The organism is Flavobacterium branchiophilum NBRC 15030 = ATCC 35035, from assembly GCF_002217205.1.
GTDB classification, from domain to species: Bacteria; Bacteroidota; Bacteroidia; order Flavobacteriales; family Flavobacteriaceae; genus Flavobacterium; species Flavobacterium branchiophilum.
Map to the genome: position 1 here is coordinate 1 of NZ_MUGT01000163.1, position 554 is coordinate 554.

The window sequence follows — 554 nt, forward strand, 5'->3', positions numbered from 1 at the left end:
TAATTCAGGCATATTAAATTCTGAATAATTTCCTTGCCATCTATTGTATGTGCTATTTTTAATCGTTTTATTTATATATTTTAAATCATAAAAATTTAATTTATTAAAAACAGGGTGGTCATATTGCCCAATAAATAATCTTAAATTACCATGAATAGTAACTAAATCATGACATTCTATATCTATAAATTCATTCAAATTATAATCTCCAGCCATGTGTCCAAAATCTAATTGATTAGCTTCAACTACTCCATTAATTAGTATTTTGTTTAGATAATGTCCGTCTTCAATTTCAATTTTATTGATTTTGTTATTTGTTCCTTTTATGCAAATATTTTTCAAATATTTGTTATTATTGAAGTAAATATCTCGCAAGTTTATATTAAAATTAATATTAATAGATGATAACTGCGAAGTATTCTGCACATAAATGTTTTCGGTTTGTGTTCCAATTTCAGCAATTAATTTAGCTTGTGCTTCTGCATTTGTAATATTACCTTCAATATACACGTTTACTTTGCCAAGTCCCTCGGCGGTGGTGTAATAGTTGTTTT

General features: G+C 26.0%; 1 protein-coding gene. It reads right to left on the minus strand.

The features are described from left to right. A partial coding sequence (locus B0A58_RS16560; RefSeq protein ID WP_394364008.1) for a hypothetical protein occupies positions 1-554 on the minus strand: 554 nt, incomplete at both ends.